The organism is Lutimaribacter degradans (assembly GCF_023703375.1).
In the GTDB taxonomy this organism is placed as follows: Bacteria; Pseudomonadota; Alphaproteobacteria; order Rhodobacterales; family Rhodobacteraceae; genus Lutimaribacter; species Lutimaribacter degradans.
Genome location: NZ_JAMQGO010000002.1, coordinates 108,922 through 127,157, shown reverse-complemented (window position 1 = coordinate 127,157; position 18,236 = coordinate 108,922). Strand labels below are relative to the sequence as shown.

Here is an 18,236-nt window from a genome sequence, read left to right as displayed (position 1 = left end):
CGAAGGGCAGGGATATGTGCCAGCGTTGTCATGGCTTGAACGGTTAGCGGGTTTCGCTTTTGCTGCCAAGCATAAAAACCCGGCCTGTCACCCAGGCGCCGGCGCGCGGCGGGCCGCATGCGGGGCAGGGCCGGTTCAGGCCTTAAGCCGGTAGCCGCGCCGCACCATGAACCACGCCAGGTAACCCACGATCAGCGTTGTCGCGCAGATCACGGCCAGCCCCAGCCAGGGCGAGCTGTCGGAAATGCCCAGCATGCCCCGGCGTCCGCCGTCGATAACGTAGAAAACCGGGTTCACATGGGTGATCTCGCGCAGGCCGGGGGGCAGGGCCTCGACCGAGTAGAAGGTGCCCGACAGAAAGGCCAGCGGCGTGACGATGAAATTGGTGATCGCGGCCATCTGGTCGAACTTCTGCGCGATGATTCCGCCAACGATGCCAAGCGCGCCCATCATGGCCGAGCCGAGCAGCACGAATACCAGCGCCAGCAAGGGGTTCTGCGGCACGATGCCCAGAAAGAGCCACAGACCCAGCGCGATGGGCAACGCCACGAACAGGCCACGGCCCACGCCACCCGCGATATAGCCCAGCACGATTTCCAGCGGTGATAGCGGTGGCATCAGCGTGTCGACAATATTGCCCTGCACCTTTGAGCCGATGAGCGAGGACGAGGTGTTGGCGAACGAGTTCTGGATGACCGTCATCATCATCAGCCCCGGCGCGATGAAGGTGGTAAAGGCCACGCCCATCACGTCGCCCCGGCTGGGGCCGATGGCGATGGTGAAGATCACAAGGAACAGCCCCGCCGTCACCAGCGGTGCGATCAGCGTCTGCATCCAGATCGAGGTAAAGCGCTGGATCTCGCGTTGGCACAGGGTGTAAAGCCCCAGCCAGTTGACGCTGCCAAAGCGACGTGTGCCCATTTCCATTTCTGCCATGTCGCCCTCGCATCCTTTCGATTCGGTCCCTTGTAACTCGGAGTGGGATGCTTAGAATAGGGACTGTCGAATTTGAACAGGGGCGGTCGGCATGCGCGGGCCGCCCTTCTCGCTAGAAAAGCACCGGGTGAAGCTGATGTCGTGGACGGATGAACGCGTCGAATTGTTGAAAAAACTGTGGGGCGAAGGCCAGTCGGCCAGCCAGATCGCCAAGGAACTGGGCGGTGTCACGCGTAACGCGGTCATTGGCAAGGTGCACCGTCTTGGCCTGTCCAACCGGTCGGGCGGGGGGGCTGCTGCGGCGTCCAAGGCCGAAGCCAAGCCCGCGCCCGAGCCCAAGGCCAAGCCCGCCCCAAAGGCGGCGAAAAAGCCGGCCGAACCCGCGCCTGCGCCCGCGCCGGAACCCGAGGCGCCCGCTGCGGCGCGCCCGGCGGCGCCCAGCCCTGCGCGCAAGCAGATCATTCCGGCAGGCCAGCCGCTGCCGCCGCAGCCCTCGGCCAACGAGATCGACCCCGCCGCCCTGGCCAAGGTCAGCGAGATCGAGAAGAAAGCCAAGCGGCTTAACCTGATGGAACTGACCGAACGCACCTGCAAATGGCCGGTGGGCGACCCCGCGACCCCCGATTTCTGGTTCTGCGGCCTGCCCGTGCAGCAAGGCAAACCCTATTGCGAGGCGCATGTCGGCGTGGCGTTCCAGCCGATGAGCAGCCGCCGCGACCGCCGGCGCTGACCCCGGTTTGCGCCATCGCGCCGATACCTGGCCGCCGCGCCGGCTGACCATGTGGCTGCTGCTGCCGCTACTTGTCGTGATGCTGGCGTTCGCGCCCCCGGCCGCAATGGCATCGGCGCTCGACGCGCCGGCCGACCAGGCGCGGCATCACATGGCGGATACGGCGGATATGATCGCCTGCCCCGAATGCGATGTCACCGGCACCGCCTGTGCACAGTTCTGCGCGACCTGCCAGGCGCTGGTCGATGATCCGGCGGTGCAGTTCGTGCCCATGGCGTGGTCGTCTGGCGCTGAGCCGCGGCTCGCACCGCCGCGCCTTGCCGTGCAGGTCGAGGTGCCGAACCCGCCACCGCGCGCTGCCTGATCCCCGCTCTGCAAGGCGGCAAGGTGAAAGCCTTGCCTTACCCCTTTCGACTGGAGATCAGAAATGACACATCTCAAGCTTTCCCGCCGATCCCTGATGGTCGGCCTGGCCGCCACCGTGCTGGCCACCCGGTCTGCGCCGCTGGGCGCGCAAAGTGCCACCGAACGCGTGATGCACGTCACCAAGACGCCCACCTGTGGCTGTTGCGGGGCCTGGATCGACATGGCACGCGCGCATGGTTTCACCGTCGAGGTGACGGACACGCGCGATTATGCCGGCATGAAAAAGGCCAATGGCGTGCCAAAGCGGTTGGTATCATGTCACACCGCAACGATTGACGGCTACGTGGTCGAGGGGCATGTGCCTTTTGCCGCGATCGATCACATGCTGGCCACGCGCCCCGATATCAAGGGGATCTCGGTGCCCGGTATGCCGGGCGATTCGCCCGGAATGGGCGGTGGGCAGGACGCGATCGTGCCCGTGACCGCCTGGGGCGGGGCGGCCGGCGGTGCCGCGCCCTACGAGTTCGGCGATTGATGATAGCCGCGGCGGGTGGGTCTACTTGCGTGACAGGATGAACCACTCGCCGATATTCTCGCGCGTGATGTAGCCCAGGAAAGCGCCTGCCTTGTCGGTTACGGCCACGCCCGGCGGGCTCTTTTGCATCGCGGTCAGAACCTTTTCCATCGGCGTGGTCAGGCGCACGGCCGGAATGTCATCCGTCATATGCGCGGAAACCCGGTCGGCGCGTTTGTCTGCCTCGATCGCGGCGATGATGCTGTGCCGGGTCAGTATCCCCGCAAGCCTGCCATCGGCGCCCAGAACCGGAAACTCGGCCTGCGTGGTGCGCAGCACGGCCTGCGCCGCGGTATCGAGCGTGTCGTCGGGGGCGAGCGCTTCGTAGCTGGTGATCATGGCGTCGCGGGCGCGCGCATCCTGCGCGCGGCCCCGCATCGCCGCGTCCGAGCTTTCGGCGCCGGCGGCGAAGAAGATAAAGACCGCGATTAGCAAAAGCAGCGGGTTACCCCCCGTCAGCCCGAGAAAGCCGAAAAGAAACGCCATTGCCTGCCCCGTCTGCGCCGCGATCCGCGTGGCCCGAACCCTGTCGGTGAACAGCGCCAGCACCGCGCGGAACACCCGCCCGCCATCCATCGGAAAGGCCGGGATCATGTTGAACAGCACCAGGATCAGGTTCACCGTCGCAAGCCGTTGCACGAAGCCCTGGTTCGGGTCCTCGATCGAGGCAAGCACGTTCAGTTGCACGCTGGCCCCCAGCGCCAGGGTCAGTATTGCCCAGATCACAACGTTGACGGCGGGGCCGGCCAGCGCCACGGCGATTTCCTGCTTGGGGTCTTCGGGGATGCGCTCCAGACGGGCCAGCCCTCCGATGGGCAGCAGCGTGATATCGGGCGTTTTCACGCCAAAGCGGCGCGCCATGGTGACATGGCCCAGCTCATGCAGCACGACGCAGGCAAACAGCGCCAGGATGAACGCCACGTTCACCGCCGCCGCCGCCGGGCCGCCCGCCATCCAGGCCGCCACCAGTACCCAGGCCAGAAGCAGGAAGAAAGTGGCGTGTATGCGGATATCCGTGCCGCGCACGGAGCCTATCGAAAATGACCAATGCATGAGCTTTCACCTGTGGTTGCGCCGCGATTGTGCAAGGGGTCGAGACAAAAGGCAAATGGCCTCAACCGCGGCGTTTCGCCCGCAGAGTCGGGTCAGCCCGTGTCGGGTCTTCGGGCCAGGGATGCCTGGGGTAGCGGGCGCGCATGTCCTTGCGCACATCGGCGTATGATCCTGCCCAGAATCCGGGCAGGTCCATAGTGGTCTGCACCGGGCGGCCTGCCGGCGACAAAAGTGTCACGCGCAGCGGCTGGCCCGCGACGGTGGGGTGGGTGACCTGGCCGAACATCTCTTGCAGGCGCAGCTGAATTTCGGGGGCGTCGCCGGAATAATCAATGGCAATCCTGCGGCCAAGCGGCGTGGTGAAATGGGCAGGCACGGCACGGTCGAGCGCCTGCACCTGCCCCCAATCCAGCCGCGCGCGCAGCGCATCGAGGATATCGAAGCGTTTCCAGTCCTCGGCCGACCTGACGCCCGCCAGATGCGGCAGCAGCCAGTCTTCGATGCGATCCACGAGCGCGGGTTCGGACATCTCGGGCAGGTCGTGCCCGCCCGCCCGCGCCAGCTCCACCCGCGCAATGAACCGGCGCGCCGCGTCAGAGGGGGCAAGCCCCAGCTCGCGCACCCCGTCAAGCATGGCGCGCGCCAGCGCGTCTTCGGGCGCGTCCTTCCAGATACGGTCCTCCAGCACCACGGCGCCCAGCCGTTCCTGCTGGCGGGCCAGTACGCGGCGGTCGCGCTTCGACCAGGCGCATGTGCTTTCCCATGTGATCCGATCGGCGAACAGGCCGCGCAGCTCGCCCTCGGAAATGGCGATGGCCTGGCGGATACGGGCCTCGCGCGGGTTGCCGTCGGTGTCGGTGACGACGATCAGCCGGGCGCTTGCCAGCGGATCGCCCGGCTCCATCGCTGCGCCCTTGCCGCCTGACAGGACGAACCGGGGCGCGTCGCCGCGGCGGCGCTGCCCGACGCGATCGGGATAGGCTAGCGCGGCCATTTCCGCCGCGCTCATCGCGTCGCTGCGGCCGCCCCCCGCCGATCTGGCAAGGCGTTTGGCCTCGGTGCGAATGCGCTCCACGACCGCGCGGTTGGCCGGGTGTGGGCGCGTTTCGGCGTAGCGGCGGGGATGCGTCACGGCCTCGAGCCGCAGGGCCAGGTCGCTGGGCGCGGCGCGCGGGAGCGGGTCACGCTCGGCCAGGAGGGCGGCCAGCGATGCGGCCTGCGGGCCTGCGACGGTCAGCATATGCGCAAGCCTTGGATGCAGGGGCAGCGCGGCCAGGGCGCGCCCGTGATCGGTGATACGGCCCCGCGCATCCAGCGCGCCCAGCATCATCAGCAGCGATTGCGCCTCGGCATAGGCGCCGGGGTTGGGCTGGGTCAGAAACGGCAGGTCGGTCGGCGCCGCGCCCCATAACGCCAGTTCCAGCGCAAGCCCCGCCAGGTCCGCGGCCTCGATCTCGGCCGGCGGGTAGGGGGGCAGGGCGCCTTCCTCTCCCTTCGTCCAGAGGCGGTAACAGGTGCCTTCGGCCACGCGGCCGGCGCGGCCCATGCGCTGCGTGGCCTCGGCGCGGGTCACGCGCTCGGTCACCAGCCGCGACATCCCGCTGCCCTGATCGAAGCGCGCGCGCCGGGCGCGGCCCGCATCCACCACCACGCGAATATCCTGGATCGTCAGCGAGGTTTCCGCGATGGCGGTGGCCAGCACCACCTTGCGCCCTTTCCCGGCGGGGGCGATGGCGGCGCGCTGCGCGGCAAAGGGCATGGCGCCGAAAAGCGGGCGGAGCGCGCAATCGGGCGGCAGGCGGTCCTTCAACAGCGTTTCGGTGCGCCGGATCTCGCCCTCGCCGGGCAGGAAGACGAGAACACCGCCCCGCGTTTCGGCGACGGCCTGCGCCACCAGATCGGCGGTGGCCTGTTCCAGCCGCGTGCCCTTGGGCAGCGGGGTGTCGCGCCAACGGATATCGACGGGGTAGCTGCGTCCTTGTGACGTGATGACGGGCGCCGCCATCAGCGCGGCCACCGGCTCGGAATCCAGCGTGGCCGACATTGCCAGCAGCAACAGGTCATCGCGCAGCGCGCCCGTCACTTCGAGGCACAGGGCCAGCCCCAGGTCGGCATTGAGCGAGCGTTCGTGAAACTCGTCGAATAGCACCGCGCCCACGCCCGGCAGGTCGGGGGCCGATTGCAGCATCCGCGTCAGGATGCCTTCGGTTACAACCTCGATGCGGGTGGCGCTGCTGGTCTTGCTTTCGCCACGGATGCGGTAGCCGACGGTCTGGCCAACCTTTTCGCCAAGCGTGTCAGCCATGCGTTCGGCTGCGGCACGGGCCGCAAGCCGCCGGGGTTCAAGCATGACGATCCGCCCCGTGCACAACTCCGCGCGCAGCATCTCCAGCGGAACCACGGTGGTCTTGCCCGCACCGGGGGGCGCCTGCAGCACCGCACGGCCCGTTGCGCGCAGGGCTGCCAGCAGGTCGGGGATGGCATCGTGAATGGGCAGGCGTGTCATGGCGCCGTTATTGCGCGCTTTGCGCGCCCGGGAAAGGGGGGCTGTCTGCCCCCCTCTTGGGCCTGCGGCCCAATTCACCCCCCGAGGGTATTGTCGGCAAGAGGAAGCCCGGGCTGGACTTTGCCCGGCCGCGTGGGGCATCACGGCGCCCGAAGCATGGAGGCGCCGATGCAGACCGAGGACTTGGCAGAGGGGATCGTGGCGGGGGACAGGCGGGCCCTGGCGCGCGCGATCACGCTTGTGGAAAGCAGCCGGGCGGATCATCGCGCGCAGGCCGTGGCGCTGATCGAGGCGCTGCGCGCCAAGACCGGCAAGCAGGCGGTGCGAATCGGGCTGTCGGGCACGCCGGGCGTGGGTAAATCCACCTTCATCGAAAGCTTTGGCATGATGCTTTTGGGCCGCGGCCTGCGGGTGGCGGTGCTGGCGGTCGACCCCAGTTCGGCCCGGTCGGGGGGCTCGATCCTGGGTGACAAGACCCGCATGGAGCGGCTGAGCCGCGAGCCGGACGCCTTTATCCGGCCGTCGCCCAGCCAATCGCACCTGGGCGGCGTCGCGCGCCGCACCCGCGAGGCGGTGGCCCTGTGCGAGGCGGCGGGTTTCGACGTGGTGCTGATCGAGACCGTGGGCGTGGGCCAGTCGGAAACCGTGGTGGCCGAGATGTCGGACATTTTCGTGCTGTTGCTGGCGCCGGCCGGGGGGGACGAGTTGCAGGGCGTCAAGCGCGGTATCATGGAGATGGCCGACCTGATTCTGGTGAACAAGGCCGATGGCGATCTGAAACCGGCGGCGACGCGTACCCAGGCCGATTATTCCGGCGCGTTGCGGCTGCTGCGCAAGCGACCGCAGGACCCCGAGGGGTTTCCCAAGGCGATCTGCGTCTCGGCGCTGGAGGATGCGGGGCTGGAACGCGCCTGGGACGAGATGTGCGCGCTGGTCGACTGGCGCCGCGAGACGGGCCATTTCGACATGCGCCGCGCGGGGCAGGCGCGGTACTGGTTCGACCAGGAGGTGCGGCAGGCACTCCTGGCGCAGCTGGAAACCGGCGCCGCGCGGGCGCGGATGGATGAGCTGGCCGAGGCGGTGGCCGACGGCCGCATGACCCCGACCGTGGCGGCGCGAGAGATGCTGGAGGGGTTGAAACAGGCGTGACGGGCGATACCCGCCGTCAGGTCCCCGCCGTTCGACACTTGATGACCCCCAGCGAAAGCGCCATGCCCATGTTCCGTTTCTTCGAAACCCTCGTCGATCCGTATTGCCCCTACCAGGCCAGGGACACCCCGCCGCAGACGCTGTGGCGTTTCATGTGGGATTATGCCCAGCCCTTCAAACGGGTCTTTTGTCTTGCCGCCCTGTTGTCGGTTCTGGTGGCCGGGGTGGAGATTGCGCTGATCTATTACATGGGCTGGATCGTCGACGCGTTGCAGGGCGATCCGGGGCAGGTCTGGGCCGAGCATGGCGGGACGCTGATCGCGTTGGCGGTGTTCATCTTGCTGTTGCGCCCGTTGATCCAGGGGGTCGATGTCCTGCTTTTGAACAACACGATCCTGCCGAATTTCGGTACGCTGATCCGCTGGCGGGCCCATGCGCACGTGCTGCGCCAATCGGTGGGCTGGTTCGAGAACGATTTCGCCGGCCGCATCGCCAACCGTATCATGCAGACCCCGCCGGCCGCGGGCGAGGCGGTGTTCCAGGTGTTCGACGCGGTCACGTTCGCGCTGGCCTATGCCGCGGGGGCAGTGATCGTGCTGGGGCAGGCGGATGCCAGGCTGATGCTGCCGCTTCTGGCGTGGTTCGTGGCCTATGGCTGGCTGATGCGCTGGGCGATCGCGCGGGTTGCGCCGGCCAGCCAGGCGGCGGCGGATGCGCGGAGCGCGGTGACGGGCCGGGTGGTTGACAGCTACACCAACATCCACTCGGTCAAGATGTTCGCCCATCACGACCGCGAGCTTGAATTCGCCCGCGAGGCGATCGAGGATGCGCGCCGCACCTTCCAGGCGGAAATGCGGCTTTACACCAAGATGGATTTCGGCCTGGTCGCGCTGAACGGTTTGCTGATCGTCAGCGTCGTTGGCTGGGCCGTCTGGATGTGGATGCAGGGCCAGGCCAGCGTCGGCGCGGTGGCGGCGGCCACGGCGCTGACCCTGCGGCTGAACGCGATGACGGGCTGGATCATGTGGGCGCTGACCACGCTGTTCCGGCAGCTGGGTGTCGTCGCCGAAGGGATGCAGACCATCGCTCAGCCCATCACGCTGCTGGACGCGCCCGATGCCAAGCCCCTTCAGGTCAGGCGCGGGGAAATCGTGTTCGACGATCTGCGCCACGCCTATGGCCGCGAAACCGGCGGGCTGGAGGGGGTGAACCTTACCGTGGCACCGGGTGAAAAGGTGGGGCTGGTCGGCCGGTCCGGCGCGGGAAAATCAACGCTGATGAAGCTGCTGTTGCGTTTCTACGCGGCCGAGGCCGGGCGCATCGTGATCGACGGGCAGGACATCGCGCATGTCACCCAGGACAGCCTGCGCCGCCAGATCGGCATGGTCAGCCAGGACAGTGCGCTGCTGCACCGCTCGGTGCGCGACAACCTGGCTTACGGCAGGCCCGATGCCACCGATGAGCAGATGATCCGCGCGGCCCGCCAGGCGCAGGCGCTGGAGTTCATCCACGATCTCGAAGATCCTCAGGGGCGGCGCGGCTTTGATGCGCATGTGGGCGAACGCGGTGTGAAACTGTCGGGCGGACAGCGCCAGCGTATTGCCCTGGCCCGCGTGATCTTGAAGAACGCCCCGATCCTGCTGCTGGACGAGGCGACATCGGCACTGGATTCCGAGGTCGAGGCCGCGGTGCAGGATACGCTTTACGAGATGATGGAGGGCAAGACCGTGATCGCCATAGCGCACCGTCTGTCCACCATCGCGCGCATGGACCGTATCGTGGTGCTTGACCAGGGGCGCATCGTCGAGGCGGGCCGCCACGCCGACCTGCTGACGCGGGGCGGGCTTTATGCCACGCTTTGGGCGCACCAGTCGGGCGGGTTCCTGGGCAAGGATTGAGGCGCGGTCAACCGCGCCATCTTCGCGGGCAAGCTGCCGGGCTGGGGCCCCCCTTTGTGCGCTTGGCGCAGGGGACTGCGGGTAACGGGGGAAACCCTCTTGACGGCCCAACCGATTCCGCCTAATCACCGCAGACGATTTTCAGGGCGCTGCCCCCGGCAGTGCCCCTATGTGTTGCAGGGGCCAGTCATGCCCCCCGATCCAGAACGAGGTAACAACCATGTCGCGCCGCTGCGAACTGACCGGGAAAGGCCCGATGACTGGCAACAATGTCAGCCACGCCAACAACAAGACCAGGCGCCGCTTCCTGCCGAACCTGAACGACACGACGCTGCGTTCCGAGACGTTGAACCGTGGCATCAAGCTGCGTATTTCGGCATCCGCGCTGCGCTCGGTCGATCACCGCGGCGGGTTGGACAACTACCTGCTGAAAGCCAAGGACGACACGCTGTCGGCCAACGCGCTGAAGATCAAGAAAGAGATCGTCAAGGCGCAGTCTGCCGAAGCCTGATCCTGTCAGAGCCGAGCTTTGATTTCAGCCCTGCCGGCACCCCGGCGGGGCTGTTTCACTTTGTCGCTTTCGCAGCCCGTCAGCGATGCGTATATCTGGCGCGATGAATATGTTTCGGCATCCCCTGGCAGGCGTCCTGGTGGCGTTGGTTCTGGTCCTTACGGGCCAGTCGATGGCGATTGCCCGTGGCACCCCCGGACCGTCTGGCGAGATTGTCCTGTGCACCGGGTCGGGCCCCATCAGCGTTCTTGTCGACGAAAACGGCCAACCGGTCGGGCGGGCGCATATCTGTCCCGATTGTGCCTTTGCCTTCTTCGCGGCCCATTGGGATGCGCCAAGGCTGCCGCCGCGTCCCGAGGCGCGCGCCGTCCCATTGCGTCCCGACACGACGGCGCGCCCCGAGACGGCCCAGGCCCCGACCCCGCAGGCAAGGGGGCCGCCCGTTCTGTCGTGACCCCAGTTGGAACGGATCACGACAGAACAGGAAAGGACCAAACGATGTCGATCAAAACCACGATTCTTGTCGCCGCGACCGCGGTCGCCTATGCCATGCCCGCCTTTGCCGCCGATATCACGGTGGATGACCCTTATGCCCGCGCGTCCTCGATGATGTCGAGCTCGGGCGCGGCGTTCATGATCATTCACAATACCGGCGACACCGACGACCATCTTGTTGGCGCGGCCTCGGATATTGCCGACAAGGTCGAGCTTCACACCCACAAGGAAGACGACATGGGCGTCATGCGCATGATCCATGTGGAAGAGGGCTTTGCCATCCCCGCCGGCGGCACCATCGAAATGGTGCGCGGGGGCCATCACGTCATGTTCCTCGGGCTCAAGGGTGAAATGGCGCAGGGCGACATGATCGATTTGACGCTGCAATTCGAAAAGGCGGGCGATGTCACCGTCGAGGTGCCTGTCGACCTGGAGCGCAAGCCGATGCACGGGCAGATGAAGCATGGACAGATGAAACAATCCGACTAAGGTCTTGGGCTGTGGCCCCGGCCACCATCACCCGAATGGCGCCCTCGCAGCGATCTGCGGGGGCGTTGGTTTTTGTGGTTTTCGCGCCAGTTTGCGCGACGTGAGCATGCGCGGGAATGGTCCGCGCTCAGGCCCGTCCCGATAAAACCGCATCCACCCAATCGGGCATGATGGACGAGGCCGGGCCGAACCGCGTTTCGGCAAAATCCGACACCGTGGACGAGGGTTCGAGGTTCAGCTCGACCGTATGCGCGCCGGCCATCGCGGCCTCTTGCACGAACCCCGCCGCAGGATAGACATTGCCCGAGGTGCCGATAGCCGCGAACAGGTCGGCCTGCCCGAGATGGGCAAAAACCTCGTCCATCCGGTAAGGCATTTCTCCGAACCACACCACGTCGGGCCGCACGGTCGGTGCCGCGCAGGCGGGGCAGGGGGTGCCGGGGGCCATCACCTCGGGTGCGTCCCAGCGGTGGGCGCAGGCATTGCACAGCGCGCGGGCCAGTTCGCCATGCATGTGAATCACGCCCTTGGCCCCGCCCGCCTCGTGCAGCGCGTCCACGTTCTGCGTGACGATCACGACCTCGCCGGGGTGTTCGGCCTGCAACCGCGCCAGTGCCCGGTGCGCCGCGTTGGGCTGTGCGGTTGCCGCCTGCGCGCGGCGCTGGTTGTAGAAATCCTGCACCAGCGCGGGGTTGCGGGCAAATCCTTCGGGTGTGGCGACATCCTCAATGGGATAGCGGGTCCACAGGCCATCCTTGTCGCGAAAGGTGCCCAGCCCGCTTTCGGCGGAAATGCCTGCCCCTGTCAGGATCACGATCTTGTCCATGGCTTGCCCTTTCTTCGATTTGGCGCCAGAACGACGCCATGAGCAAGCGTATCCTCTTTGTCTGCCTTGGCAATATCTGCCGCTCTCCCTCGGCCCATGCGGTGACGCGCGCCCTGGCTCCCGATTGGCAGATCGACAGCGCCGGCACATCGGATTGGCACGTGGGCGAGCCGCCCTATGCCCCGATGCAGCAAGCAGCCCGTGCGCGCGGGCTCGAAATGGCCGACCTGCGCGCCCGCCAGTTCACGGTTCAGGATTTCGATGCTTTCGACATGATCGTGGCAATGGATGACAGCAACCTGGCAAGGATCGAGGCATTGCGCCCCGCGGGCAATACAACGCCGGTGCGGCTGCTGACCGAGTTCGGCGACGGGGCCGCCGATCATGTGCCAGACCCGTATTATACCCGAGATTTCGATGGTTGCCTCGACCTGATCGAAACATGCGCGCGGGGTCTGATCACCCACGGCTGACGGGCCGCGCGGGTATCAGCGGCAGGTGCGCTCGGCCAGGTCGCCGAAGGCCCTGTAGCGTTTCCAGAACAGCTCATCTCCGGGGCGGTCCGACTGCCGGGTTTCCTGCGCGCGATGCGGGTCGCTGAAGAACCGGGCCGCCTGGCGCTGTTCCCTGCGGGTCAGCGAGGCATCGGCCACGCGCTGGATGCAGGCGCACAGGCTGATTGATTTCTGCTTGCGCGGGCTGGCGTTGCAGGCCCGGTCGATCGGCCCTGCCTGGGCCGCCGCAACCGGCAGCAGGGGCAAAAGAAACGTGGCCAGAATGACTGCATGCGCCGCTTGTTTCATGTGCCCGATACCTCTTTTACCAAATTTTGTTCTTACATGTGACAAGATGCCAAAGCGCGCGCCGCGTTGCAATTACGACCGGGGCTGCCGCGATCATCGTTGCGTGATCTCGCCGATGACTGACGCCCACGATAGCAGGGTTTTGGGGAAGTGGTGCTGCTGGAGAGAATCGAACTCTCGACCTCTCCCTTACCAAGGGAGTGCTCTACCTCTGAGCTACAGCAGCGCCGTGCGTGGGCGGCTGATTAGACGCAAATCCGTGCGGGTGCAAGCGCAATCTGGACGCTTTTTCAACCCTGCTGTAGACAGGGGGCATGGCCGATAAGAACAGCAGTAAGAACCAGGCGAAAAAGGATGCCGACCGTGATGCCCGGTTGAAGGCCGCGCTCAAGGCCAATATGGCAAGGCGCAAGGCGCAGGCGCGCGCACGGGCCGGCCGGGATGGCGGCGATGACACCGGCGAAAAGGGGCAGGGTTGATGGAATCGATCATCGTGCGCGGAAACGGCGCGCTCAGCGGGCAGATTCCGATAGCCGGGGCCAAGAATGCCTGCCTGACGCTGATGCCCGCCACGCTGTTGAGCGACGAGCCGTTGACGCTGACCAACGCGCCGCGCCTGTCCGACATCCGCACGATGACAGAGCTGTTGCAATCGCTGGGCGCCGAGGTTTCCACGACGCAGGACGGGCAGGTTCTGGTGCTGAGCAGCCAAAAATTGTCCAGCACCCGTGCCGATTATGACATCGTGCGCAAGATGCGCGCCTCGATCCTGGTGCTGGGTCCGCTTCTGGCGCGCGAGGGCCGGGCCGAGGTGTCGCTGCCCGGTGGCTGCGCCATCGGTGCGCGGCCGGTCGACCTGCATCTGCGCGCGCTCGAGGCGATGGGCGCCGAGATGGAGCTGCGCGACGGTTACGTGCACGCCAGCGCGCCGGGCGGGCTGAAGGGCGGCGTGTTCGAGTTTCCCACGGTCTCGGTGGGGGCGACGGAAAACGCGCTGATGGCGGCGACCCTGGCCAAGGGGACGACGGTTTTGAAAAACGCCGCCCGCGAGCCCGAGATCGTCGACCTGGCGCAGTGCCTGCGACGAATGGGCGCGCGGATCGCGGGCGAGGGCAGCCGCACGATCACCATCGAAGGTGTCGATCGGCTGGGCGGTGCGACGCACCCGGTTGTCACCGACCGGATCGAACTGGGCACCTACATGCTGGCGCCGGCGATTTGTGGCGGCGAGGTCGAATGCCTGGGCGGTCGGATCGACCTGGTGGGCGCTTTTTGCGAAAAGCTGGACGCGGCGGGCATCTCGGTCGCGCAGACAGGGGCCGGCGTCAAGGTGAGCCGCACCAACGGCGGCATCCGCGCGGTGGACGTGACCACCGAACCTTTTCCGGGCTTTCCCACCGATTTGCAGGCACAGATGATGGCCTTGCTTTGCATGGCCGAGGGCACAAGCGTGCTGGAGGAAAAGATTTTCGAGAACCGTTTCATGCATGCGCCCGAGCTGATGCGCATGGGGGCCGATATCGACGTATCGGGCGGCACGGCCACGGTGCGCGGGGTCGAGCGGTTGAAAGGGGCGCCGGTGATGGCGACCGACCTGCGCGCCAGCGTGTCGCTGATCTTGGCGGGGCTGGCGGCCGAGGGCGAGACCATCGTGAACCGTGTCTATCATCTTGATCGCGGGTATGAGAGGGTAGAAGAGAAGCTGGGCAATGTCGGAGCCCATATCGAAAGGGTGAGCGGCCAGTGACCGAAGATGCCAGATTCGAAGATGCGCGCGACGCGCCGCTGAACCTGGGCGCTTTGAATGCCGAGGATCTCAAGATAATTTCCGCGCTTGTGCAAGACGCCGTCTTTCCCGCATCGGAAATGACATGGCGCGCGCGCGAACGGCGGTTCGCGCTGCTGCTTAACCGCTTTCGCTGGGAGGATGCGGGCCGTGACCGCCACGGGCCCGAGCGCGTTCAGTCGGTGTTGTTCTTTGAAAACGTGTTGAAAGTGGCAAGCCAGGGTGTGCCGCGCGGCGATGCCGATACGGTCTTGTCGCTGCTGGCGATCGACTGGCAACCGGCCGAGGCGCCCGGCGGCATTGTAGAGCTGCAACTGGCCGGTGACGGCGCGATCCGGCTGGATGTCGAGGCGCTGGAGGTTGGCCTGCGGGACGTAACGCGGCCTTACCGCGCGCCCTCGGGCAAGGTGCCCGCGCATGACGACTGACCCGCATGAATAAGGCAGCACCGAACGCCTGAACCCCTGCTGCGGTATCGCGTCCGTGGCCCGCGGACAAAGCGCGCGTCCTGTCGCCGGTTTATCTGGCCGGATGAAGGGATGCGGCTTGAGCCGGGCGGGCGGGGGCGCTAAGTGACTGGCACGCCTTGCAGGAGGGATGAATGCCCCAGTTTCTCGATGCCACCGACCCCGGGTTCGAAGCAGCCTTTGTCGCGCTTTTGTCGGCCAAGCGCGAAGACAGCGTCGATGTTGACGACACGGTGTCGGCCATCATCGCGGATGTGCGCGCGCGTGGCGATGCGGCCCTGATCGAACTGACGGCGAAATTCGACCGGCAGGAGCTGACGGCCGAGACCCTGCGCTTTTCCGAGGACGAGGTCGAGGCGCTGATCGCCCGGGTGCCCGCCCATGAGCGCGCCGCGCTGGAACAGGCGGCCGAGCGCATCCGCGCCTATCACGTGCGCCAGATGCCCGAGGATCAAAGCTGGACGGACCCTGACGGCGCGACCCTTGGCTGGCGCTGGACGCCGGTTTCGGCAGCCGGTCTTTACGTGCCGGGCGGGCTGGCCTCCTACCCGTCCTCGGTCCTGATGAACGCCATCCCGGCCAAGGTGGCCGGGGTCGAGCGGCTCGCCATCGTGGTGCCCACGCCCGACGGGGTGGCCAACCCGCTGGTTCTGCTGGCCGCGCGCATCGCGGGCGTGGACGAGATTTACCGGGTCGGCGGTGCGCAGGCCGTGGCGGCGCTGGCCTATGGCACCGAAACCATCGCCCCGGTGGACAAGATCACCGGCCCCGGCAATGCCTATGTCGCCGCGGCCAAGCGGCGCGTGTTCGGCAAGGTGGGGATAGACATGATCGCCGGCCCATCCGAGATACTGGTGATCGCGGATGCCGATAACGACCCCGACTGGATCGCGCTGGACCTGTTGAGCCAGGCCGAGCATGACGAAAGCGCGCAGTCGATCCTGATTACCGACAGCCCGGTGATGGCCAAGGCCGTGGCCGTGGCGGTCGAGCGTTACCTGACCACGCTGGAACGGCGCGAGATCGCCGGCGCCAGTTGGCGCGATTTCGGCGCGATCGTCACCGTGCCCGACCTTGATACCGCCGCATCGCTGTCCAACCGCGTGGCGCCCGAGCACCTGGAGCTATGCGTCGAAAACCCCGACGCGCTGGCCGAAAAGATCACCCATGCCGGTGCTATCTTCCTTGGCGCCTGGACGCCCGAGGCGATCGGTGACTATGTCGGCGGGCCGAACCACGTGCTGCCCACCGCGCGTTCGGCGCGGTTTTCCTCGGGCCTGTCAGTGATGGATTTCCTCAAGCGCACGACGCTGGCCAAGATGTCGCCGGGTGCGTTGGCAGCCATCGGTCCGGCGGCGGAAACGCTTGCGATTTCCGAAAGCCTCGAAGCCCACGGGTTGAGCGTGCGAGCCCGGTTGAACCGCTTGAACGAGGGCTGACGCCGGTATCCCCGGGCGCCGCGCGCGGACTGTTCGCGCCTGGTTGGCCACAGCGGTCGGCGCGTTTTTTATCGCGCATTGCCGAAATCGCACCGCTGCGCTAGGGACGGGACACCCAAATGCGAGAAGACTCATGTCCTACATCACTCATATCGAGTTGGACGACGCAAATCTGCCGCCGCCCACCCCAGAGATCGAACAAGAGCGCAAGGTTGCCATGTTCGACCTGTTGGAGGAAAACAGTTTTTCCCTGCCCAAACGCGATGATCGCGCGGTGCCCGACGGGCCCTATCGCGTAGCGCTGTCGATCCGCGAGAAACGGCTGGTTTTCGATGTGCTGACCGAGGCCGACGAAAAGGCGGCGGAATTCCACTTGTCGCTGTCTCCGTTCCGGCAGGTGGTCAAGGATTACTGGGCCATTTGCGAAAGCTACTACGACGCGGTCAAGAATTCGGCCCCCGCCCAGATCGAAACGATCGACATGGCCCGGCGCGGCATCCACAACGAGGGCGCGCGGATCCTCGCCGAGCGGCTGGACGGCAAGGCCGAGATCGACAACGACACCGCGCGCCGCCTGTTCACCCTGATCTGCGTTCTGCATTTCGGGGGCTGATGGTGCCGCGCGATCTACCCCAATCGGTGCTGTTTTGTTGCGATCACAACGCGGTGCGCTCGCCCATGGCCGAGGGCATCATGAAAAAGTTCTACGGCACCGACACCTACGTGCAATCGGTGGGGGTGAAAAGCGAGCTGGAGATCGACGGCTTCGCCATCGCCGTTTGCGCCGAGATCGGGGTAGAGCTTTCGCGGCATCGGTCGCGCAGTTTCGAGCAGTTGCAGGAATGGGGCGATGACCTTTCGGCGTTTGACCTGGTGGTGGCGCTGTCGCCGGCCAGCCAGCGCCAGGCGCTGGAGCTGACGCGGGTGTTTCACCTCGAGGTCGAATACTGGCCGATCATGGACCCGACGGGCCTTGGTGAAACGCGCGAGGCCAAGCTGGATGCCTATCGCCAGACCCGCGACCAGATCGTGTCGCATCTGACCCGGCGCTGGGGCCCGCCGCAAGACGATTGAACCCTGTCGCGGGCAGGCCGCATCCTGCCGCTTTGGCCCTAGGAGGGCAGGGGGCGCAGGTGCTACGCAAGCGCCGATGACACATGGAGATACGGCAGATGACCGAAACCGCGCGCAACACGATCAAAAGCTATTTCGACGCCTTCAATGGCGGCGATACCGATGGGATGCTGGCCTGCCTCTCCGATGACGTGGCCCATCACGTGAACGAGGGCAATATCCGCGAAGGCCGTGCGAAATTCGCCGATTTCTGCGCCCATATGAGCCGTTGCTACGATGAAACCCTGACCGACATGGTGATTTTCGCCAGCGATGATGGCACCCGCGCGGCGGCCGAGTACATCGTGAACGGCACCTACCTGGAAACCGACGACGGACTGCCAGAGGCCAGGGGCCAGGGCTATCGTTTGCCGGCCGGCTCGTTCTTTTCGTTGCGCGACGGCCAAATCACCCGTGTTGTCACCTATTACAACCTGGCCGACTGGATCGCGCAGGTTTCCGAATGACACAGGTGCGCGCCTTGAGGGGTGCGGCGCTCGATGCCGCGCTGGACGACGTGGCGCGGCTGCGCATCGCGGTGTTCCGGGCCTGGCCGTACCTGTACGACGGTGACCTGGATTACGAACGCGATTACCTGCAATCCTATCGTGACAGCGCGGGCGCCATCGTGGTGGGCGCCTTTGACGGTGCGCGCCTGGTGGGGGCTGCCACCGGCACACCGATGGAGGATCACGCCGATGATTTCGCCGCGGCCTTCGACGGCATGGTGCTGGATTTGACATCCATCTTTTATTGCGCCGAATCCGTCCTCTTGCCCGAGTATCGCGGGCAAGGGGTCGGGCATCGTTTTTTCGATCTGCGCGAGAACCATGCCCGCGAGATGGGCCGTGCGACATCGGCCTTTTGTGGCGTGGTGCGGCCCGACGACCATCCGCTGAAACCGGCCGGTTACGTCCCGCTCGATGCCTTCTGGCGCAAGCGCGGCTATGAAAAGCTGCCCGGCGCGGTGGCACATTTCGGCTGGAAAGACATCGACCGGGCGGAAGAGACGAAAAAGCCGCTGCAATTCTGGACGCGGGAATTGTAAGGCCTGTTCCGGCGCGGCTTGTCCCGCTGCCGCGCGCCATGGCCGCC

The 18,236-nt window shown here is 66.3% G+C and carries 22 protein-coding genes and 1 tRNA gene; 17 read left to right on the top strand and 6 right to left on the bottom strand.

Annotation, left to right across the window (positions count from 1 at the left end; genetic code table 11):
- Positions 1–135 precede the first annotated feature (135 nt).
- Positions 136–936, bottom strand: coding sequence for an ABC transporter permease (locus M8744_RS05085; protein WP_251410460.1), 801 nt, complete (start codon positions 934–936; stop codon positions 136–138).
- Positions 937–1,072: 136 nt separating this feature from the next.
- On the opposite strand from M8744_RS05085, the gene M8744_RS05080 reads away from it, so the two are divergent.
- From M8744_RS05080 to M8744_RS05070, 3 genes are all read left to right on the top strand, one after another.
- Positions 1,073–1,666, top strand: a complete 594-nt coding sequence (locus M8744_RS05080) for a GcrA family cell cycle regulator (protein WP_251411130.1) — start codon at positions 1,073–1,075, stop codon at positions 1,664–1,666.
- Between the two features lie 49 nt (positions 1,667–1,715).
- Positions 1,716–2,030, top strand: a complete 315-nt coding sequence (locus M8744_RS05075; RefSeq protein ID WP_251410457.1) for a hypothetical protein — start codon at positions 1,716–1,718, stop codon at positions 2,028–2,030.
- Positions 2,031–2,093: 63 nt separating this feature from the next.
- Complete coding sequence (locus M8744_RS05070; protein WP_251410454.1) at positions 2,094–2,567, top strand: DUF411 domain-containing protein; 474 nt, start codon at positions 2,094–2,096, stop codon at positions 2,565–2,567.
- A 21-nt stretch (positions 2,568–2,588) separates the two neighbouring features.
- Here M8744_RS05070 and M8744_RS05065 read toward each other — a convergent pair whose 3' ends face one another.
- Positions 2,589–3,659 (bottom strand): site-2 protease family protein, encoded by a 1,071-nt coding sequence (locus M8744_RS05065; RefSeq protein ID WP_251410451.1) that lies wholly within the window; start codon positions 3,657–3,659, stop codon positions 2,589–2,591.
- Positions 3,660–3,720: 61 nt separating this feature from the next.
- On the bottom strand, positions 3,721–6,165 hold the full coding sequence (hrpB, locus tag M8744_RS05060) for an ATP-dependent helicase HrpB (RefSeq protein WP_251410448.1): 2,445 nt from the start codon (positions 6,163–6,165) through the stop codon (positions 3,721–3,723).
- 168 nt (positions 6,166–6,333) lie between these two features.
- Between hrpB and meaB the strand changes: the two genes are divergently transcribed.
- The 5 genes from meaB to M8744_RS05035 all read left to right on the top strand — a co-directional run bounded on the left by meaB (position 6,334) and on the right by M8744_RS05035 (position 10,707).
- Positions 6,334–7,314 carry a methylmalonyl Co-A mutase-associated GTPase MeaB gene (meaB, locus tag M8744_RS05055; RefSeq protein WP_251411127.1) on the top strand — a complete coding sequence of 327 codons (981 nt, stop codon included), beginning with the start codon at positions 6,334–6,336 and terminating at the stop codon, positions 7,312–7,314.
- A gap of 68 nt (positions 7,315–7,382) precedes the next feature.
- Positions 7,383–9,212, top strand: coding sequence for an ABC transporter ATP-binding protein (locus M8744_RS05050; RefSeq protein ID WP_251411124.1), 1,830 nt, complete (start codon positions 7,383–7,385; stop codon positions 9,210–9,212).
- A gap of 220 nt (positions 9,213–9,432) precedes the next feature.
- Positions 9,433–9,723, top strand: a complete 291-nt coding sequence (gene rpmB / locus M8744_RS05045; protein WP_251410444.1) for a 50S ribosomal protein L28 — start codon at positions 9,433–9,435, stop codon at positions 9,721–9,723.
- A gap of 103 nt (positions 9,724–9,826) precedes the next feature.
- Positions 9,827–10,177 (top strand): hypothetical protein, encoded by a 351-nt coding sequence (locus tag M8744_RS05040; protein WP_251410442.1) that lies wholly within the window; start codon positions 9,827–9,829, stop codon positions 10,175–10,177.
- 44 nt (positions 10,178–10,221) lie between these two features.
- A complete protein-coding gene (locus tag M8744_RS05035) occupies positions 10,222–10,707 on the top strand; it encodes a copper chaperone PCu(A)C (RefSeq protein ID WP_251410437.1) in 486 nt (161 codons plus the stop codon).
- Between the two features lie 127 nt (positions 10,708–10,834).
- On the opposite strand, the gene M8744_RS05030 is transcribed toward M8744_RS05035, so the two are convergent.
- A complete protein-coding gene (locus M8744_RS05030; RefSeq protein WP_251410434.1) occupies positions 10,835–11,533 on the bottom strand; it encodes an NAD-dependent deacylase in 699 nt (232 codons plus the stop codon).
- Positions 11,534–11,571: 38 nt separating this feature from the next.
- On the opposite strand from M8744_RS05030, the gene M8744_RS05025 reads away from it, so the two are divergent.
- A complete protein-coding gene (locus M8744_RS05025) occupies positions 11,572–12,006 on the top strand; it encodes a low molecular weight protein-tyrosine-phosphatase (protein WP_251410432.1) in 435 nt (144 codons plus the stop codon).
- Between the two features lie 15 nt (positions 12,007–12,021).
- Here the strand turns inward: M8744_RS05025 and M8744_RS05020 are convergent, their stop codons facing one another.
- Both M8744_RS05020 and M8744_RS05015 read right to left on the bottom strand, forming a co-directional pair.
- Complete coding sequence (locus M8744_RS05020) at positions 12,022–12,336, bottom strand: hypothetical protein (protein WP_251410429.1); 315 nt, start codon at positions 12,334–12,336, stop codon at positions 12,022–12,024.
- Positions 12,337–12,487: 151 nt separating this feature from the next.
- Positions 12,488–12,562: transfer RNA gene (locus tag M8744_RS05015), tRNA-Thr, on the bottom strand.
- An 88-nt stretch (positions 12,563–12,650) separates the two neighbouring features.
- On the opposite strand from M8744_RS05015, the gene M8744_RS05010 reads away from it, so the two are divergent.
- The 8 genes from M8744_RS05010 (at position 12,651) to M8744_RS04975 (ending at position 18,189) form a co-directional block, all read left to right on the top strand.
- On the top strand, positions 12,651–12,815 hold the full coding sequence (locus M8744_RS05010) for a hypothetical protein (protein ID WP_251410426.1): 165 nt from the start codon (positions 12,651–12,653) through the stop codon (positions 12,813–12,815).
- A complete protein-coding gene (gene murA, locus M8744_RS05005; RefSeq protein ID WP_251410424.1) occupies positions 12,815–14,083 on the top strand; it encodes a UDP-N-acetylglucosamine 1-carboxyvinyltransferase in 1,269 nt (422 codons plus the stop codon). Before M8744_RS05010 ends, murA begins: the two co-directional genes overlap by 1 nt.
- Complete coding sequence (locus M8744_RS05000) at positions 14,080–14,550, top strand: DUF2948 family protein (RefSeq protein WP_251410421.1); 471 nt, start codon at positions 14,080–14,082, stop codon at positions 14,548–14,550. The genes murA and M8744_RS05000 overlap by 4 nt, the downstream gene beginning before the upstream one ends.
- Positions 14,551–14,723: 173 nt before the next feature.
- The gene (hisD, locus tag M8744_RS04995) at positions 14,724–16,028 is read left to right on the top strand and encodes a histidinol dehydrogenase (RefSeq protein WP_251410418.1); all 1,305 of its coding nucleotides are present in this window, start codon (positions 14,724–14,726) and stop codon (positions 16,026–16,028) included.
- A 133-nt stretch (positions 16,029–16,161) separates the two neighbouring features.
- Positions 16,162–16,641: a UPF0262 family protein gene (locus tag M8744_RS04990; RefSeq protein WP_251410414.1), complete on the top strand. Its 480-nt coding sequence runs from the start codon at positions 16,162–16,164 to the stop codon at positions 16,639–16,641.
- Positions 16,641–17,102 (top strand): arsenate-mycothiol transferase ArsC, encoded by a 462-nt coding sequence (locus tag M8744_RS04985; protein ID WP_251410411.1) that lies wholly within the window; start codon positions 16,641–16,643, stop codon positions 17,100–17,102. The genes M8744_RS04990 and M8744_RS04985 overlap by 1 nt, the downstream gene beginning before the upstream one ends.
- A 98-nt stretch (positions 17,103–17,200) precedes the next feature.
- Positions 17,201–17,608, top strand: coding sequence for a ketosteroid isomerase-related protein (locus M8744_RS04980; protein ID WP_251410409.1), 408 nt, complete (start codon positions 17,201–17,203; stop codon positions 17,606–17,608).
- The gene (locus M8744_RS04975) at positions 17,605–18,189 is read left to right on the top strand and encodes a GNAT family N-acetyltransferase (RefSeq protein WP_251410406.1); all 585 of its coding nucleotides are present in this window, start codon (positions 17,605–17,607) and stop codon (positions 18,187–18,189) included. The genes M8744_RS04980 and M8744_RS04975 overlap by 4 nt, the downstream gene beginning before the upstream one ends.
- Positions 18,190–18,236 lie beyond the last annotated feature (47 nt).

Bases quoted from the DNA above. Each gene is read 5' to 3' on its own strand.
- M8744_RS05085 (WP_251410460.1), bottom strand. From the start codon at position 936: ATGGCAGAAATGGAAATGGGCACACGTCGCTTTGGCAGCGTCAACTGG.
- M8744_RS05080 (WP_251411130.1), top strand. From the start codon at position 1,073: ATGTCGTGGACGGATGAACGCGTCGAATTGTTGAAAAAACTGTGGGGC.
- M8744_RS05075 (WP_251410457.1), top strand. From the start codon at position 1,716: ATGTGGCTGCTGCTGCCGCTACTTGTCGTGATGCTGGCGTTCGCGCCC.
- M8744_RS05070 (WP_251410454.1), top strand. From the start codon at position 2,094: ATGACACATCTCAAGCTTTCCCGCCGATCCCTGATGGTCGGCCTGGCC.
- M8744_RS05065 (WP_251410451.1), bottom strand. From the start codon at position 3,659: ATGCATTGGTCATTTTCGATAGGCTCCGTGCGCGGCACGGATATCCGC.
- hrpB (WP_251410448.1), bottom strand. From the start codon at position 6,165: ATGACACGCCTGCCCATTCACGATGCCATCCCCGACCTGCTGGCAGCC.
- meaB (WP_251411127.1), top strand. From the start codon at position 6,334: ATGCAGACCGAGGACTTGGCAGAGGGGATCGTGGCGGGGGACAGGCGG.
- M8744_RS05050 (WP_251411124.1), top strand. From the start codon at position 7,383: ATGTTCCGTTTCTTCGAAACCCTCGTCGATCCGTATTGCCCCTACCAG.
- rpmB (WP_251410444.1), top strand. From the start codon at position 9,433: ATGTCGCGCCGCTGCGAACTGACCGGGAAAGGCCCGATGACTGGCAAC.
- M8744_RS05040 (WP_251410442.1), top strand. From the start codon at position 9,827: ATGAATATGTTTCGGCATCCCCTGGCAGGCGTCCTGGTGGCGTTGGTT.
- M8744_RS05035 (WP_251410437.1), top strand. From the start codon at position 10,222: ATGTCGATCAAAACCACGATTCTTGTCGCCGCGACCGCGGTCGCCTAT.
- M8744_RS05030 (WP_251410434.1), bottom strand. From the start codon at position 11,533: ATGGACAAGATCGTGATCCTGACAGGGGCAGGCATTTCCGCCGAAAGC.
- M8744_RS05025 (WP_251410432.1), top strand. From the start codon at position 11,572: ATGAGCAAGCGTATCCTCTTTGTCTGCCTTGGCAATATCTGCCGCTCT.
- M8744_RS05020 (WP_251410429.1), bottom strand. From the start codon at position 12,336: ATGAAACAAGCGGCGCATGCAGTCATTCTGGCCACGTTTCTTTTGCCC.
- M8744_RS05010 (WP_251410426.1), top strand. From the start codon at position 12,651: ATGGCCGATAAGAACAGCAGTAAGAACCAGGCGAAAAAGGATGCCGAC.
- murA (WP_251410424.1), top strand. From the start codon at position 12,815: ATGGAATCGATCATCGTGCGCGGAAACGGCGCGCTCAGCGGGCAGATT.
- hisD (WP_251410418.1), top strand. From the start codon at position 14,724: ATGCCCCAGTTTCTCGATGCCACCGACCCCGGGTTCGAAGCAGCCTTT.
- M8744_RS04990 (WP_251410414.1), top strand. From the start codon at position 16,162: ATGTCCTACATCACTCATATCGAGTTGGACGACGCAAATCTGCCGCCG.
- M8744_RS04985 (WP_251410411.1), top strand. From the start codon at position 16,641: ATGGTGCCGCGCGATCTACCCCAATCGGTGCTGTTTTGTTGCGATCAC.
- M8744_RS04980 (WP_251410409.1), top strand. From the start codon at position 17,201: ATGACCGAAACCGCGCGCAACACGATCAAAAGCTATTTCGACGCCTTC.
- M8744_RS04975 (WP_251410406.1), top strand. From the start codon at position 17,605: ATGACACAGGTGCGCGCCTTGAGGGGTGCGGCGCTCGATGCCGCGCTG.